The organism is Actinoplanes sp. URMC 104 (assembly GCF_051386375.1).
Taxonomy (GTDB): domain Bacteria; phylum Actinomycetota; class Actinomycetes; order Mycobacteriales; family Micromonosporaceae; genus Actinoplanes.
This window is the reverse complement of sequence record NZ_JBPQTO010000011.1, coordinates 27,505-41,248: the sequence shown is the minus strand read 5'-3', so window position 1 is coordinate 41,248 and position 13,744 is coordinate 27,505. Positions and strand designations below refer to the sequence as shown.

The following is a 13,744-nucleotide window of genomic DNA, read 5'->3' as shown; positions in this document are numbered from 1 at the left end:
GACCGTCCGGCGACGTTCAACCTACCTGCGGTGGCATCCACCTGCATAGACACCTTACGGTCGGGCCATGCCGGAGACGCACTTCGATGCCTGGATCGCGCCGCGGTACGCCGCCCTGTGGCCCGAGCTGTTCGCCCCCGCCCTCGTCGACGCGACCGTCACCTTCCTCGCCGAGCTGGCCGCCGGCGGGCCGGCCCTGGAGTTCGGCATCGGCACCGGGCGCATCGCCGTGCCGCTGAGCCGCCGCGGCGTCGCCGTGCACGGCATCGAGCTCTCACCAGCGATGGCCGCCGAGGTCGACGGCGTTCCCGTGACCCTCGGCGACTACGCCACCACGACCGTGGCCGGCTCCTTCGCGCTGGTCTACCTGCTGCGCAACACCATCACCAACCTGACCACCCAGGACGAGCAGGTGCAGGCGTTCCGCAACGCCGCCGAGCACCTCGCGCCCGGCGGCTACTTCGTCGTCGAGAACTACATCCCGCGGTTGCGGACGACCGTCTTCGCCGCCACCTCGCGACATGTGGGCTACGAGGAGTACGACACCGCGACGCAGATCGCGGTCAGCCACCACTGGTGGGTCATCGACGGCGAGCTGCGCGCCTTCTCGTCGCCGCACCGCTACGTCTGGCCCGCCGAGCTCGACCTGATGGCCCGCCTCGCCGGGCTGGTCCCGCACGAGCGCGTCGCGGGCTGGGACCGGGCGCCGTTCACCGGCGACAGCACCGACCACGTCTCGGTCTGGCGGAAACCGGCCCGGGCCGCGTCGCCGATCCCGGCCGGCCCGGGCGCGACTACGATCGCCGCATGCGGGAGCGGCAGCGACGGGTGACGATGAGCGACGTGGCCCGCGCGGCCGGGGTGTCGCCGATGACCGTGTCGTACACGTACAACCGCCCGCAGCGGGTCGCGGCGGAGACGCGCGAGAGCGTGCTCGAGGCGGCCGCCCGGCTCGGGTACGCCGGGCCCGACCCGAGCGCGCGGTCGCTGCGGTACGGGTCCACCCGCACGCTCGGCGTCGTGCTGGGCGAGCACCTGACGTACGCCTTCGACAACCCGCAGGCCGTGGAGTTCCTGGCCGGCATCGCCGAGGTGTGCGCCGACCGCGGGTACGGCCTGCTGATCGTGCCGACCGGCGCGGGCGACGACGACCGGGACCGGGTCACCGCCGCGGCCGTCGACGCGTACATCGTCTGGACCACCACCGAGGACGACCCCGTGCTGGCCGCCGCGCGCGGCACCCGCCGGCCGGTCGTCGTCCACGGCGGCCCGGCCGTCGAGGGCGCCACGCTGGTCGGAATCGACAACCGCGCGGCCGCGTACGCGGTGGGCCGGGAGGTCTTCGCGCGGGCGCGGCGGCCCGCGGTGCTCAGCTTCCCCCTCGACCGGCGCCGCGACTCGTTCGTGACGACCGGCATCGACCCCGCGACCGTGCCCTATCCCGTGACCCGCGACCGGCTGGCCGGCTACCGCGACGCCGTGCGGGACCTCAGCCTCGACTGGGAGCGCGTGCCGGTGGGGGTGTGCCGCACCAATGACGAGGCCGAGGGCCGCCGGGTCATGCGCCTGCTGCTCGAGGCGGACCCCGGCCTCGACGCCGTCGCCGCCATGAACGACCCGCTCGCCCTGGCCGCCCTGCGCGAGGCGCCCGGCCCCGTGCGGGTCAGCGGCTTCGACGACGCCGCGCCGGCCGCCGAACACGGGCTGACCACCGTCGCCCAGTCGCTGCGTGAGCAGGGCGCCGCGTGCGCGGCCGCCGCCCTCGGCGACCCGGCCCCCGACCACCGCAACTCGTGGCGGCTGATCCGCCGAGCCTCCACGACCGTTCGCTAGTCCGACGGGGTCGCTCAGGCGCCCAGGCCGCCCGCGATGAATCCGTACGCCACGGGATCAGTCCGCCCCGTAGCGGCGGGCCACCTCGTGGTGCGTCACCGTCGTCTCGCGGTCGAGCAGGTACTCGTCGTCCTCGGGGTAGAAGACGGCCCGGGTGATGTCGTCGCCCGCGAAGCCGCGGATGTGCTCGAGCGACTCCCACCAGCTGACCGTCGTCACCTCGCAGCGGCCGTCGCCGAGGTCGCGCACCCACATCTCGGCCCCGCGGTTGCCGGGCGTCCCGCGGTAGCCCGCCAGCCCGGTGCGCTCGATGTAACCGACGTACTCGTCCGCGCGTCCGGCGCCGACCCAGCCCCGCCACACTCGTGCGATCATCCGCGCAGTCTAGGTCAGAACCCGAGGCCGTCGAGGATCCGCAGCACCACGTTCGACGTGCTCCCGTTCTCGTCGGCACGCTCGCCGGCCAGCAGCAGGATCGCGTCGTCGACCTTCGCAACCACGTCGGTGCGGCCGGCGCGCGCCGCCTCGTCGCGCAACCGCTTCGCCAGCACCAGCAGCTTCTCGTCCTCGATGTTCACCACGCCAGGGTAGGGACCGGCGGCTACGCGCTCAGCTGCGCCTTGTCGCGGTACATGGCGGCGTCGGCCTCGTGGCTCAGGGCGCCGAGGCCGGCGGGGGAGCCGGCTTCGCGGACCGCCACGCCGATGCTCACGCCCACGGTCACCGGGTCGCCGCCGATGACGACCGGGGCGCAGATCGCGGCGCGCAGCCGCTCGGCCAGCGCGGACGCCTCGTCCGGCCCGGCGTCGGCGAGCACGACCACGAACTCGTCGCCGCCGATGCGACCGGCCAGATCGTCGCCGGCGCGAAGCGCGGCGTGCAGGCGGGAGCCGACGGCCCGCAGCAGTTCGTCGCCGGCGGCGTGCCCGAGCGAGTCGTTGACGGCCTTGAAGCCGTTGAGGTCCAGCGCCAGCACGGCCAGGGCGCGACCGGTCAGCGACTCGGCGTGCGTGGCCAGGCGGGCGCGGTTGGGCAGGCCGGTCAGCGGGTCGTGGGTGGCCTGGTGGTGCAGCTGGCGGCGAGCGGCGTCGAGCTCGGCGACCTGGCGGGCGTACGCGCCGGCCTGCGTGCCGCTGAGCAGCGCCACCAGCAGGTGGCTGAGCACGGCCATCGACAGGTCGCCCGGGCGCAGCACGCGGTCGCCGTACACCAGCACAGCGCCGGCCAGGATGCCGCTGGTGGCCGCCCACGCGAGCAGCGCGCCGGGCAGCCGCTTGCGCAGCGCGGCCACGAGGATGGCCACCGACAGCACCGGCCAGGTGGTCTGACCGTACGCCTGGATGCTGACCACGATGCCCGCGATCGAGACGGTGTCGCTGACCACCGACAGGCCGCTGATCAGGTCGTAGTGCCGCCCGCCGGGGGAGCGCAGGTTGACCGCGGCGAGCCCGAGGGCGACCACCATCAGCGCGATGCCGGCCAGACAGGCGATCCGGACCGGTGTGGCCCGCTCGATGCCGTTCGGCATGCCGAGCCGGTCGCTCAGGAACAGCACGACGCACAGCAACCCTGCGCCCCGGGAGAGCAGGGCGCTCGCCTCGACGGTCCTTCGCCGCCGCAGCACGGAAGGTTCCTGGGCCGCATTCATCAGCCGTGATGATCGGCAGCCGCGGCGGGCGGTTGAGGCCAGCCGGCGAGGATCTCGGAGACGGAGGCCACGGCGGTGGGGGGCCGGGGTTCCCGAGCGGGCGTACGCCCGAAGCGCGGCGCGGGAGCGGGCTGGGTCAGCCCGTCGACGTCCACGAACGTGCCCCGCGCGCGGTGGTGCGGATGCGCCGGCGCCTCGAGGGGGGAGAGCACGGGCGCCACGCAGGCGTCCCGGCCGGCGAACACCGCGGTCCACTCGTCGCGGGTGCGGGAGGCGAACCGCGCGGCGAACGCGGCCCGCAGCGCCGGCCAGCCGGACCTGTCGTCCTGCTGCGGCAGGTTCCCCGCGTCGAGGCCCAGCCCGTCGAGCAGGGCCCGGTAGAAGGCAGGCTCGAGCGCCCCGACGGCCATGAACCGGCCGTCCGCCGTCTCGTAGGTGTCGTAGAACGGTGCGCCGCCGTCGAGCAGGTTCTCGCCGCGCGCGCCCGGCCAGGCGCCGGCGGCCAGCATGCCGTGCAGGAAGGAGGTGAGCAGCGCGGAGCCGTCCACCATGGCGGCGTCGACGACCTGGCCGCGGCCGGAGCGGGCGCGTTCCAGCAGCGCGGCGAGCACGCCGACGGCCAGCAGCAGTCCGCCGCCGGCGAAGTCGCCGAGCAGGTTGAGCGGCGCGTGCGGGCGTTCCCCGGCACGGCCGAGCGGGTCGAGCGCGCCCGCGAGCGCGATGTAGTCGATGTCGTGCCCGGCGCGGGCGGCGAGCGGGCCGTCCTGGCCCCAGCCGGTCATCCGCGCGTACACGAGCCGGGGGTTGGCCCGCAGGCAGGTCGCCGGGCCGAAGCCGAGGCGGTCGGCGACGCCGGGCCGGAAGCCCTCGACCAGCACGTCGGCGCGCGCGGCGAGGCGCAGCAGGTCCGCCACGCCCTCGGGCGTCTTGAGGTCGAGCGTGACCGTGCGGCGGTTGCGGTCGAGCGGGCCGGGCGGCACCCCGTTCCCGCCGGGCCGGTCGACGCGCACCACGTCGGCGCCCAGGTCGGCGAGCACCATGCACCCGAACGGCCCGGGCGCGAGGCCGGCGAGCTCCACCACCCGGACGCCTTCGAGCGTGGTCACCGAGCCTCCTCGTGTCGTGCGCCGTCGTGCGTCGTCACGCTTGCCCCGGCGGCGGGTTTTCTCACCTTCTTCACGCGGGCTCGAAGCGGGAACCGTAGCGGGCGGCGAGCTCCCGTGCCCGTCCGGCGAAGTCGGGGTGCTGGTCGGCGAAGCGCAGGACCCCACCGGTCCACGCCGGGTAGCCGATGCCGAGGATCGAGCCGACGTTGCCGTCCTCCGCCGTGCGCAGCACGCCCTCGGCGAGGCAGCGGCGCGCGTCGAGCGCCTCGGCGAACAGGAAACGGTCCTGCAGGTCCGCCAGGGGGACGGCACGCCCTTGCGCGGTCGCCATCGGGGCCAGGCCCTCCCACAGCCCGACCCGCCGGGGAACCGCGACCGTGGTGGACGCGGCGTAGGAGTAGAAGCCGCGGCCGGCGGATCGGCCGGGGCGGTCGTGGTCGTCGACGAGGGCGTTCACCACGGCGAGGGACCCGGGGGACAGGGCGCCGATGCGTTGGATCAGGGTCAGGCTCACCTCGTCGGCCAGGGCGAGCGGGCCGGTGGGATAGCCGGCCTGCAGGGCGGCGTGCTCGATCGACGGGGCGGGGACCCCCTCGGTCAGCATGCCGATCGCCTCGTCGAGGAAGTGGCCGATGACCCGGCTGGTGAAGAAGCCGCGCCCGTCGTCGACCACGATCGGGGTCTTGCCGAGGCGGCGGCCCAGGTCGAAGGCGCGGGCCACGGCGGCCTCGGAGGTGTGCTCGCCGACGACGATCTCGAGCAGCGGCATCCTGGCGACCGGTGAGAAGAAGTGCATGCCGAGGAAGTCGCGGGGGCGCGACACGCCGGCGGCCAGGCCGGTCACGGGAAGCGTCGAGGTGTTCGAGGCCAGCAGCGCGTCCGGCGCCAGCACCGGCTCCACCTCGGCGAACACCGACCGCTTCAGGGCCGGGTCCTCGAACACGGCCTCGATCACCACGTCGCAGCCGGCCAGGTCGCGCACGTCGGCGGTGGTGACCACCCCGGGCTGCGCGGCCCGCGCGGCGAGCTCGGCGGTGACGTCCTTGACCACGACCTCGAGCCCCGCGCGGGCGCAGGCGGCCGCGATCCCGGCGCCCATCATGCCCGCGCCGAGCACGGCGACCCGGCGGGCCGGGGGCGCCTCGGCGTCCGGCCGGGCGAGGCCGCCGTTGACCGCCCGCATGTCGAAGAACAGCGCGCCGATCAGGTTCTTGGCGACCTGCCCGGTGAGCAACGTGATCAGCCGCCGGGTCTCGACGACCTGCGCGGTGTCGAAGTCGACCTGCGCGCCCTCGACCGCGGTGGCGAGGATCGCCTCGGGGGCGGGCAGCGAGGCGCCCTTGAGCTGCCCGCGCAGCGTGGCGGGGAACGCGGGCAGCTGGGCGGCCAGTGCGGGGGAGGAGGGGGTGCCGCCGGGCAGGCGGTAGCCGTCGCGGTCCCACGGCTGGGCGGCGTCGGGGTTGGCGAAGATCCATTCGCGGGCCTGGGACAGCAGCTCGGCCGGGGTGGCGGCGAGCGCGTCCACCAGGCCGTGGGCGAGCGCGTCGGCGGGGCGCAGGCGGCGGCCGGTGAGCAGCCAGGTGGTCAGCGCGGGGACCAGGCCGAGCAGCCGGACCGTCCGGGTGACGCCGCCCGCGCCGGGCAGCAGCCCCAGCGTGACCTCGGGGAAGCCGAGCCGCGTGTCCGGGGTGTCGAGCGCGATCCGGTGGTGGCAGGCGAGCGCGACCTCGAGGCCGCCGCCGAGCGCGGCGCCGTTGATCGCGGCCACGACCGGGCGCCCGTAGGTCTCCAGGCGCCGGAAGTCCCGCTTGATCGTGCCGAGCAGGTCGAACAGCGCGGGCGCGTCGGCCGGGGTGGCGCGGGCCATCGAGGGCAGGTCGCCGCCCGCGAAGAACGTCTTCTTGGCGCTGGTCACGATCACGCCGGTGACCTCGTCGCGCTCGGCGTGCAGGCGGTCGACGGCGGCGGTCATCGCGGTCACGTACGCGGCGTTCATCGTGTTGGTCTGCTGGTCGGGGTCGTCCAGGGTGAGCGTGACGACGCCGTCGCCGTCCCGGGAGTAGTCGATCATCAGAGCCTCTCGAGGACGGTCGCGACGCCCATGCCGCCGCCGATGCACAGGGTGACCACGGCCCGGCGCCGGTCGCGGCGTTCGAGCTCGTCGAGGGCGGTGCCGAGCAGCATCGCCCCGGTCGCGCCGAGCGGGTGGCCCAGCGCGATGGCGCCGCCGTTGACGTTCACCGTCGCGGGGTCGAGCTCCAGGTCGCGGACGTACTTGAGCACCACCGCGGCGAACGCCTCGTTGATCTCGAACAGGTCGATGTCGTCCACCGTGAGACCGGCGGCGGCGAGCGCCTTGCGGGTGGCCGGGGCCGGGCCGGTGAGCATCAGCGTCGGGTCGGCGCCCGTGACGGCGGCCCCGGCGATCCGCGCCCGCGGGGCCAGGCCCAGCTCGCGGCCGGCCCGCTCCGACCCGATCAGCACGAGCCCGGCGCCGTCGACGATGCCCGAGGAGTTGCCCGCGTGGTGCACGTGCTCGATCCGTTCGAGCCAGTGGTGCTTGCGCAGCGCGACCGTATCGAAGGGTGTGCCGGCGAACGAGGGCTCGAGCCGGGCCAGCCCGTCGAGGGTGGTGTCGGGGCGCGGGTGCTCGTCCGCGGTGAGGATGGCGAGGCCGTTCGCGTCGCGCACCGGCACGAGCGAGCGGTCGAAGCGGCCGCCGGCGCGCGCCTTGGCGGCCCGGTCCTGCGACTGCACCGCGTACGCGTCGACGTCCTCCCGCGAGAACCCCTCCAGCGTGGCGATGAGGTCCGCGCTGACGCCCTGCGGCACGAAGTCGGTGGCGAGCGCGGTCTCGGGGTCGAGGAACCAGGCGCCGCCGTCGGAGCCCATCGGGACCCGCGACATCGACTCGGCCCCGCCCGCGACGATCAGGTGTTCCCAGCCGGACCGGATCCGCGCGGCGGCCTGGTTGACGGCCTCGAGCCCGGAGCCGCAGAACCGGTTGAGCTGCACCCCCGCGACCGTGTCGGGCAGCCCCGCCAGCAGCGCGGCCGAGCGGGCCAGGTCGCCGCCCTGCTCGCCGACCGGGGTGACGACGCCGAGCACGAGGTCGTCGATGCGGCCGGGGTCGAGGCCGGGCTGCCGGGTGCGCAGCGCGTCGAGCAGCCCGGTGACCAGTTTGATCGGCTTCACCTCGTGCAGCGCGCCGGTCGCCTTCCCGCGGCCGCGCGGCGTGCGCAGGGCGTCGTAGACGTACGCCTCATTCACGGTTTTGCCTCGGTTTTCCGCCGCGGGGCATTACAGCGCACGCGCGATCAGCTCCTTCATGATCTCGTTGGTGCCGCCGTAGATCTTCTGCACGCGGGCGTCGGCGTACATCCGGGCGATCGGGTACTCGGTGGTGTAGCCGTAGCCGCCGAAGATCTGCAGGCAGCGGTCGACCACCTCGCACTGCCCCTCGGTGAGCCACGCCTTGGCCATCGCGGCGGTCGCCACGTCGAGCTCGCCGCGGGTGTGCCGGGCGATGCAGTCGTCGAGGAAGACCCGGGCGACCCGCGTACGGGTGGCGCACTCGGCGAGCACCATGCGCGTGTTCTGATGGCCGAGCAGCGGCTTGCCGAAGGCGGTGCGCTCCTTCGCGTACGCGGTGGCGAGCTCGACGGCGCGCTGCATCGCCGCCACCGCGCCCACGCCGATCACCAGCCGCTCCTGCGGCAGCTGGCGCATCATCTGGAAGAACCCCGAGCCCTCGGTCTGCAGCAGGTTCGCCGCCGGCACCCGCAGGCCGTCGAAGAACAGCTCGGCGGTGTCGTTGGCGTGCAGCCCGATCTTGTCGAGCAGCCGGCCGCGCCGGAACCCCGCGGGCTCGCCGGACAGCTCGCAGACCAGCAGGCTGATGCCCGCGGCGCGCTGCCCCGGGTCGGTCTTGACCGCCAGGATCAGCAGGTCGGCGAGCCCGCCGTTGGTGATGAACGTCTTCGAGCCGGTGACCACGTAGTCGTCGCCGTCGCGGACCGCGCGGGTCCGGATCTCCTGCAGGTCGGAGCCGCCGCCCGGCTCGGTCATGCCGATCGCGCCGACGAGCTCGCCCGAGCACAGGCCGGGCAGCCAGCGCCGCTTCTGCTCCTCGCTGCCGTACGCGACGAGGTAGCCGGTGACGATGCCGCTGTGCACGGCCAGGCCGAGGCTGCCCTCGCCGGTCGCCATCTGCTCGTGCAGCAGGACGGCCTCGTGGGTGAAGTCGCCGCCTCCGCCGCCGTACTGCTCGGGCACGCTCAGCCCCAGCAGGCCCAGCCGGCCGGCGGCGAGGTAGTGCTCGCGGTCGGGGTGGCCCTGCCGCTCGTGGCGCTCCGCGTGCGGCAGCACCTCGCGGGTGAAGAACGTGCGGGCCAGCTCGGCGAGGTCCTCGTGCTCGGGCTTGAGCCACGCCGGGGCGTACCCGTCCAGTCCTGGGGTCGGCATGGTCTTACCATTTCGGCTTGTTGGCGGGGTGTCAACAACAGTTTGCCGTAAGGTCATCGCCGTGAGCGTGGACACGGGACAGCGCCGCCGGCTGGAGCCGGACGCGCGCCGCGAGCAGATCCTGTCCGTGGCGGTGCGGCTGTTCGGCGAGAGCGGCTACGCCGCCGTATCGACCACCGACGTGGCGCGCGCCGCCGGCGTGGCCCGCGGCCTGGTCAACCACTACTTCGGCACCAAGAAGGACCTCTACCTCGAGGTGATCCGGGTGATGCTGACCGTGCCCGGGCCGGCGATCGCCGCGCTGCCCGACGGCGACCTGCGCACCCGGGTCGACGGGATCGTCTCCTGGTATCTCGACGTGGTGTCCCGGCACAGCCGCTCGTGGCTCGCCGCGATCACCGCGGGCGGCATGGCCGGCGACCCCGACGTCGACCTGGTGATCACCCAGGCCATCGACGGGGCGGCCGACGCCGTGCTCACCGCCGTGGGCCGCCCGTCGCCCGGTCCCGCGCTGCACGCGATGGCCCGCTCCTATGTGGGCCTGGCCGTCTCCACCGCCCGCGAGTGGCTGCAGCGTGGCGTGCTCACCCGCGCGCAGGTGCACCGGCTGCTCGCGGCCACCCTGCTGACCATGGTGGAGCAGGTCTTCCCGGACGCCTAGGGATAGTCCTCGGGCGTGGTGAACACGCCCACCACGGAGGCGTCGGTGACGTCGAAGCCGAGCGTCAGGAACCGGCCGGGCTCGACCTCGACACTGGACGGGTTGGCCTGGTCCTGGTGGCCCGAGTCGTAGAGCTGCACGTCCTCGTACCCGTCCCAGGTGCCGGCCGGGTCCCGCACGAGCCGCCCGACCGTGTCGCGGTGCTCGGAGAACCGCTTGGACAGGTCGCCGTACGTGACGAGGACCTCGCCGGTGCTCAGCGCCAGCGCGTGGTGCGACGACGCGGGCATGTCGGTCGGCCGCGCCTCGGTCCACGTGTGCCCGCCGTCGGAGGAACGGCACAGGTACGCCACGTCGGCCGTGGTGCGGATCAGCGCGACGACCTCGCCGCCGGGCAGCACCGTGAGCGTCGGCTCCTGGAAGTGGACGCCCTCCTCCTCGCCGAGCAGCACCTCGCCGCCGGCCGGCCAGGTGCGCCCGCCGTCGGTGCTGCGCACGACGGTGGCGCGTTGCCACTTCTGACCCGGCAGCCGCCCGTACAGCGGCAGCAGCAGGTCGCCGCCGGGCAGCTCGGCCGCGGCGCCGTGCGAGGCCGCCCACGTCGGCACCGCGGGCGTCAGCCGGCCGCCCTCGTCGACCATCGCCGTGCCTACCTCGACGGCGTCGCTCCAGGTACGCCCGCCGTCGGTGCTGCGGTGCACGTACGTGCCGTGCGTGGTGTGCAGCGACTCGGTGCTCCAGTCGATCACGAAGTAGCTCAGCAGCACGGTGCCGTCGGCGAGCACGGTCATCTTCGGGTCGCGGTCGTCGTACCGGCCGTCGACCGCCACCCACGGCTGCGACCACGTCACGCCGCCGTCGGTGCTCTCGACCACGCTGATCCGGCCGTCCGAGCGGACGTGCCCGGCGCCCTCGCGGTAGCTCGCCAGCAGCCGGCCGTCGCCCAGCCGCACGATGTCCGGAAAGTGCGCCAGGCGGCCCGCTTCGGCCCGCGCGACGGTGAACGGCGTCGGCACGTTTCTCCCCCTCGGTGTCCTGGCCCCCCATCTAACCGGTCCCCGTGCGGGCGCCCGTCAGGAGGGCCGCCCGACCGGCTTGGCGAAGAACACGCGGTGGAAACCGTGCTGGGTCTCGCGGTGCGTCTCGCGGTAGCCGCGCCGCGGGTAGTAGGCGAGGTTTTCGGTCATCGCCCGGTTGGTGCACAGCCGCACCTCGGGCAGCCCGAGCTCGCGGGCCCGCTGCTCGGCGAACGCCAGCAGCCGCCCGCCGACCCCGGCGCCGCGCACGTCGGAATCGACCGCGAGCGTCTCGACCTCGACGTGGTCGGCGGCGACGGCGAGCTGCACCATGCCGACGATCCGGCCCGCGTGGACGGCCACCCAGCAGCGGCCCTCGGCCACCACCGCGTCGAAGTCCGTCTCCATCGGCATGGGTCGCGACCCGATCCGCGGGATGTACGGCGTGAACGCGTCGTCGACGAGCCGCCGCACGCGGTCCGTGTCCTCGGGGCCGCGGGCCGGCCGGATGTCGTCACCGCCGGACGGCACGGGCCACCCCCGTCGCGAGCAGGACGAGCCCGGCGATCACCGCGCCCAGCCCGACGACGGCCGCCGCGTACGCCGACAGCAGCCACCAGCCGAGGCCGGCGACCAGCAGCCCCGCGCCCGCGGCGATCAGCGCGGTGCCGCGCGGCGCGCCACCGGCCGGCCGGGACGGCGCCGGACGCGAGGCGGGCGGGGCCGGGTACGCGGCGGGCGGGGCCGGGCGCGGGGCGCTGCCCTGGGCGGGCGGGACGCCGCGGGTGGCTGGTGGGCCGCCGTACTCGTGGGGCTGCGGCCACGGCGCAGCCGGGACGAACGCGAGCCGGGTCCTGCCGACGCCGATCACGTCGCCGTCGCGCAGCGGCTCGCGGCCGGTCACGCGGCGGCCGTTGAGCGTCGTACCGTTGGTGCTGCCCAGGTCGTCGACCAGGTAGCGGCCGCCGGAGGGGCTGATCTCGGCGTGCCGCCGGCTCGCGTACGAGTCGGCCAGCCGCACGTCCGCCTGCGGCGCCGTGCCGATGACCACGGCGCGCTGCTGCGGCAGCATGAACGTCGAGCGTTCGCCGTCGGCCGTGACCACCCGCAGCCAGGCCGTGGGCGCCGGCACGGGGTCGGGCGCGGGGGAGCGCGGGGCGGCCGGCACGGACGGCGCCGGCCGGGTCACCGCCGGGGCCGTCGCGGGCACCTTGGCGAAGTGCAGGCGGCGCAGCTCGTCCGGCGGCAGCCCCAGGTGGGGGGCCTCGGGCAGCGGGTCCTCCCAGTACAGCGGGCGGACGAACGAGGGCCGCCGCAGGCCCAGCGCGCACTCCCACTCGGCGCGGCAGTTCTCCGAGCGCATCGAGTTGCTCGACCAGAACAGCTGGAAGACGTCCGCCTCGGCGATCAGCTCGAGCAGCCGCGGGCTCCACTGCTCCCCGGAGCGCAGCGTCACCACGTCCTGCAGGTACTGGTCGCCCAGCGCGCGGGCCACGGTCGCGAACTCCTCGACGATCGCCTGGTCGGCCCGGGCGTACGAGGGAAAGATCTTGCGGTAGCGGCGCAGCGGCTCGGGCCGGCGCTCGGGCGTGACGTCGCCGAGCGCGACGGGCAGCGCCAGCGACACCTCGCCGATCACCAGCGGGCCGCACCAGACGCGGACGAAGCCGCGCACCACCTCGGGCGCGGTCGGCGCGGCCCGCAGCCGGAAAACGAGCTCGTGCACCGGCTCGCGCCAGTCGAGCACGTGCTCGGGCGGGTTGCACTCGACGCCGGGCAGGTCCGGCACGACCCGGATCCGCGCGCCCCGCGGCACCGGCGAGCGGGCGTCGACCGTACGCGGGGAAGGGGGTTGCCCCTCGAAGAAGCGCTCGGCCCGGGCCTGCACCTCCCGCACCGGGTCGAGCGGGCCGGCGACCGGATCGACGACCGGGTCCGACTTGTGCGCGAACACCAGCAGCGACTCCCACCGGTTCGGCGGCAGCCGCGCAGGCCGGTAGACGGTGAACTGCACGTCCTCGTCGAGCAGCGGCGCGTCCCGGCGGGCCAGCAGCGCGCACCCCTCGGCGACGACCAGCTCGGGCTCCTTGACCGTGATCGGCTCGTGGCCGGTCGCCTCGGTCAGCAGCTCACCGATCAGCGGGATGCGGCTGGACCCGCCGACGAGGAACACGTTCGCGACCGTCGCCGTGCCCAGCACGTCGCGGGTCGCCCGCACCATCCGGTCGAGCACCGGCCGGGCCAGCGCCTCGAACTCCTCGCGGGTCACCGTGAGCTCCGTGCCGGCCAGCGGCACGGTCAGCGTCGAGACGGTCTCGGCCGACAGCCGCTCCTTGAGCGCCCGCACCTCCTCCCACAGCAGCAGCCGCGCCGCCCGGTCGACCGGGGTCAGCGGGTCCTCGAGGCGGTGCCAGACCGTACGGTCCCCGGCCGCGATGCGCGCGCCCAGCAACTCCACAAGCGCGGTGTCCAGCCGGATGCCGCCGGTGTCCGCGACGCTCTCGAAGCCGGCGGTCTCGAACCCGGCGAGCGTGCGCCGCACCAGCGCCACGTCGCAGCTGCTCGCGCCCGCATCCAGCACCAGCAGCAGCCCGCCCACCGGCACCGCCTGCTCGTCGCCGTCGACCAGGTACGCCGCGGCCGCCACCGCCTCGCTGACGACCTCGACGTCGCCCAGCCCGGCCCGGCTCACCGCCTCGGCCAGCGCGGCCCGCCGCGAGTTCTCCCACTCCGGCGGGCAGCCCACCGTGGTCTCGACCGGCTCGTCGCCCGCGGCGCGCCGCACCTCGGCGGCGATCCGGGCCAGGTGCTGCGGCAGCATCGAGCCGGCCCACAGCGGGTCGCGGTGTCCGGGGTAGACCGGGTCGGCCGACGACGGCAGGCGCGGCGACCCGCCCGCCAGGATCGGCCGGGGCCGCATCCCGGGCGCGCGCAGCATCGCCACCGTGCACGCGGTGCCGATGCTGATCCCGGCCCGCCATCGATGAACCGACATGGTCATGTACGGCATAGTGCC

The 13,744-nt window shown here is 75.0% G+C and carries 13 protein-coding genes; 3 read left to right on the top strand and 10 right to left on the bottom strand.

The window, feature by feature from the left end:
• Positions 1–67: 67 nt before the first annotated feature.
• Both ACSNN8_RS26020 and ACSNN8_RS26015 read left to right on the top strand, forming a co-directional pair.
• Entirely contained in the window at positions 68–832 is a 765-nt protein-coding gene (locus tag ACSNN8_RS26020) for a methyltransferase domain-containing protein (RefSeq protein WP_436652178.1), read from the top strand.
• Complete coding sequence (locus ACSNN8_RS26015; protein ID WP_436652177.1) at positions 808–1,833, top strand: LacI family DNA-binding transcriptional regulator; 1,026 nt, start codon at positions 808–810, stop codon at positions 1,831–1,833. The genes ACSNN8_RS26020 and ACSNN8_RS26015 overlap by 25 nt, the downstream gene beginning before the upstream one ends.
• A gap of 57 nt (positions 1,834–1,890) precedes the next feature.
• Here the strand turns inward: ACSNN8_RS26015 and ACSNN8_RS26010 are convergent, their stop codons facing one another.
• From ACSNN8_RS26010 to ACSNN8_RS25980, 7 genes are all read right to left on the bottom strand, one after another.
• A complete protein-coding gene (locus tag ACSNN8_RS26010) occupies positions 1,891–2,208 on the bottom strand; it encodes an antibiotic biosynthesis monooxygenase family protein (protein ID WP_436652176.1) in 318 nt (105 codons plus the stop codon).
• A gap of 14 nt (positions 2,209–2,222) precedes the next feature.
• Positions 2,223–2,411: a hypothetical protein gene (locus ACSNN8_RS26005; protein ID WP_436652175.1), complete on the bottom strand. Its 189-nt coding sequence runs from the start codon at positions 2,409–2,411 to the stop codon at positions 2,223–2,225.
• 23 nt (positions 2,412–2,434) lie between these two features.
• Positions 2,435–3,481 carry a diguanylate cyclase domain-containing protein gene (locus tag ACSNN8_RS26000; RefSeq protein WP_436652174.1) on the bottom strand — a complete coding sequence of 349 codons (1,047 nt, stop codon included), beginning with the start codon at positions 3,479–3,481 and terminating at the stop codon, positions 2,435–2,437.
• Positions 3,481–4,587, bottom strand: coding sequence for a CaiB/BaiF CoA transferase family protein (locus ACSNN8_RS25995; RefSeq protein ID WP_436652173.1), 1,107 nt, complete (start codon positions 4,585–4,587; stop codon positions 3,481–3,483). The genes ACSNN8_RS26000 and ACSNN8_RS25995 overlap by 1 nt, the downstream gene beginning before the upstream one ends.
• Positions 4,588–4,657: 70 nt before the next feature.
• A complete protein-coding gene (locus ACSNN8_RS25990; protein WP_436652172.1) occupies positions 4,658–6,658 on the bottom strand; it encodes a 3-hydroxyacyl-CoA dehydrogenase NAD-binding domain-containing protein in 2,001 nt (666 codons plus the stop codon).
• Positions 6,658–7,857, bottom strand: coding sequence for an acetyl-CoA C-acetyltransferase (locus ACSNN8_RS25985; protein ID WP_436652171.1), 1,200 nt, complete (start codon positions 7,855–7,857; stop codon positions 6,658–6,660). Before ACSNN8_RS25985 ends, ACSNN8_RS25990 begins: the two co-directional genes overlap by 1 nt.
• A 30-nt stretch (positions 7,858–7,887) precedes the next feature.
• Entirely contained in the window at positions 7,888–9,051 is a 1,164-nt protein-coding gene (locus tag ACSNN8_RS25980) for an acyl-CoA dehydrogenase family protein (RefSeq protein ID WP_436652170.1), read from the bottom strand.
• Positions 9,052–9,112: 61 nt separating this feature from the next.
• On the opposite strand from ACSNN8_RS25980, the gene ACSNN8_RS25975 reads away from it, so the two are divergent.
• On the top strand, positions 9,113–9,712 hold the full coding sequence (locus tag ACSNN8_RS25975) for a TetR/AcrR family transcriptional regulator (protein WP_436652169.1): 600 nt from the start codon (positions 9,113–9,115) through the stop codon (positions 9,710–9,712).
• On the opposite strand, the gene ACSNN8_RS25970 is transcribed toward ACSNN8_RS25975, so the two are convergent.
• From ACSNN8_RS25970 to ACSNN8_RS25960, 3 genes are read right to left on the bottom strand one after another with little or no spacing between them, the layout of a single operon-like run.
• Entirely contained in the window at positions 9,709–10,728 is a 1,020-nt protein-coding gene (locus ACSNN8_RS25970) for a sialidase family protein (RefSeq protein WP_436652168.1), read from the bottom strand. The genes ACSNN8_RS25975 and ACSNN8_RS25970 overlap by 4 nt on opposite strands.
• Positions 10,729–10,785: 57 nt before the next feature.
• On the bottom strand, positions 10,786–11,259 hold the full coding sequence (locus ACSNN8_RS25965; protein WP_436652167.1) for a GNAT family N-acetyltransferase: 474 nt from the start codon (positions 11,257–11,259) through the stop codon (positions 10,786–10,788).
• A complete protein-coding gene (locus ACSNN8_RS25960) occupies positions 11,243–13,729 on the bottom strand; it encodes an Hsp70 family protein (protein ID WP_436652166.1) in 2,487 nt (828 codons plus the stop codon). Before ACSNN8_RS25960 ends, ACSNN8_RS25965 begins: the two co-directional genes overlap by 17 nt.
• Positions 13,730–13,744: the final 15 nt, after the last annotated feature.

Bases quoted from the DNA above. Each gene is read 5' to 3' on its own strand.
- ACSNN8_RS26020 (WP_436652178.1), top strand. From the start codon at position 68: ATGCCGGAGACGCACTTCGATGCCTGGATCGCGCCGCGGTACGCCGCC.
- ACSNN8_RS26015 (WP_436652177.1), top strand. From the start codon at position 808: ATGCGGGAGCGGCAGCGACGGGTGACGATGAGCGACGTGGCCCGCGCG.
- ACSNN8_RS26010 (WP_436652176.1), bottom strand. From the start codon at position 2,208: ATGATCGCACGAGTGTGGCGGGGCTGGGTCGGCGCCGGACGCGCGGAC.
- ACSNN8_RS26000 (WP_436652174.1), bottom strand. From the start codon at position 3,481: ATGAATGCGGCCCAGGAACCTTCCGTGCTGCGGCGGCGAAGGACCGTC.
- ACSNN8_RS25990 (WP_436652172.1), bottom strand. From the start codon at position 6,658: ATGATCGACTACTCCCGGGACGGCGACGGCGTCGTCACGCTCACCCTG.
- ACSNN8_RS25980 (WP_436652170.1), bottom strand. From the start codon at position 9,051: ATGCCGACCCCAGGACTGGACGGGTACGCCCCGGCGTGGCTCAAGCCC.
- ACSNN8_RS25960 (WP_436652166.1), bottom strand. From the start codon at position 13,729: ATGACCATGTCGGTTCATCGATGGCGGGCCGGGATCAGCATCGGCACC.